The 1,734-nt window shown below is 46.8% G+C and carries 2 protein-coding genes; both read right to left on the bottom strand.

The window, feature by feature from the left end:
- Positions 1–973: GTPase (locus tag EDI29_RS22585; RefSeq protein WP_338325770.1), on the bottom strand; the 973-nt coding region annotated here is incomplete at its 3' end.
- A 2-nt stretch (positions 974–975) separates the two neighbouring features.
- Positions 976–1,638 (bottom strand): OLD family protein, encoded by a 663-nt coding sequence (locus EDI29_RS22580; RefSeq protein WP_137742658.1) that lies wholly within the window; start codon positions 1,636–1,638, stop codon positions 976–978.
- Positions 1,639–1,734: the final 96 nt, after the last annotated feature.

Raw genomic sequence — 1,734 nt, 5'->3', positions numbered from 1 at the left:
GACGATTGTTCACAATTCGGCGCCCAAACGCAGCAATCGCGTTTTTGAACGCTACATGGCATTTTTCAAATTCCGGTTCTGTATTTTTCAGGAACACTCGATGGCTGGCGAGTTGTTCAACGAGAACCTGCAAATACTGACCAAGCGATTCACGCACTTTACCTTTATTGCTCTCGACAATATCTTCTCGAAAGGTGGCAACTTTCCCTCTAATAACGTGCGCAATTGCGTTCACCTGGCTGAAATCCCACATCTCTTGGCGGGTGGGGAAATGCTTAAAATAGCGCTTCTGCTGTGCAGCGAGATTATGATCCCGAGAGGGGTGAATGGTGGTACTCAGCGTAACGTCATCACAAGCCAGCGCGGAGAAAGCCATCAGCCCCTGGACACAATTTCCAGGCAGCAGCACGTCCGGCCCCAACACCGGCGCAAGCACGCCAACAGTCTGTTGCAACGCTTCTCCAGCACCTCCCTGCTGCGCAAGATCCTGTCGATCTTCCTCAAACTCATAGGCATCGGCAAAACCGCGCACGTTTACAAGCGGATAAACCTGCGTGCCGTATTCAAGGTAGGACTTTATTTTTTCGGCGGTGGCCGTTTCCGGCTTTTTGTTGGTCCCATTGACGTAAACCACCATGTGAGCTTCAGCGATGGCTTCTTTCACTTGGTGCACATAACGCGACTCATTCCCCTCAATGCCCGGCACGTCTACCAGTTGAAAGGTTTTATCGTCAATATGTAAGGTATAGCGAGTATTCCCTTTGGTAAAATCTGCCTCGCCAGTACCAATAATTAACCCATCTACCCGGTTCGCCGTGTTTTTTAATTTCTCGGCCTTAATGATCGACTGAATAAGATGCGACAGGTTTTTTTCCAGTACACCTTGAATATTGAGCGATGATTTCCTTTCCGTTTGCCTGGAAGCGGCAGCATTTTCAGCAATATCATCCTGAAGGTACAATGCATCGCTCATTCTCATTGCCCCGCCAGCATGTTAACCAATGTCACCGCTCCAGAACCGACAGCAAGGCCCGCAATTGCAGCCATAAACAACGTTAAACGAGCTTTTGCACTGGTTTTTCTCTGCAAAATGTTCAAGCGTGATTGGCTCTCATTTTGTTCAAGTTGCTGACGCGCTTTACTCTCCTCGCTTTCTATTTTCAGACGCAGGGTGCTTTCATTGTCGATTATTTGCGTTAGGCGCATTACGGAGAAACTGATATCGGTGATTTTACTCACCACATCGGAATAAACTTCCCCTAAATTAGAACGCAACTGCTCTAAGGTTTCACGTAGTTCCTGCTCGGCTTTATCCAGATCGTTGTGGTTTTTTTGCAGTAACTGTCGGCGGGATTCTTCATCAAATAAAATACGAAGGGACTCGATAATCGTACTCTTACCTGCATTAGTTTCGCCAAAGAACGCAAGGGTGAACTTATCCCACTCGGCATGTTTTTCTAAATAAGATAGTTTCTGATTGAAATTATCCTGCAAAGTTTGCAGTTTCTCAGTCATTGCATTCATGTGCTGTTTACCGTCTTCATTCTCAACATTAAGCTTGGCAATATCGGCCAGCGTTTGCTGAATATTTCGTGAAACGTCGGTATAGAGGCGGTTAAAGTCTTCTGCAGTATTCATTTTTTCTCTCATTAGCGTAAAACAGTGGTTGGTTCACTCTCGGCATGAGTTGCCGCGCGCGCACAGAAGTCCGTACTGAACGCCTCCTTCAGAGAA

Origin of the sequence: Pectobacterium polonicum (genome assembly GCF_005497185.1) — a bacterium.
GTDB lineage: Bacteria > Pseudomonadota > Gammaproteobacteria > Enterobacterales > Enterobacteriaceae > Pectobacterium > Pectobacterium polonicum.
Note: the sequence above shows the minus strand (reverse complement) of the source record. Positions and strands in the feature narration are given on the sequence as shown.

Bases quoted from the DNA above. Each gene is read 5' to 3' on its own strand.
- EDI29_RS22580 (WP_137742658.1), bottom strand. From the start codon at position 1,638: ATGAATACTGCAGAAGACTTTAACCGCCTCTATACCGACGTTTCACGA.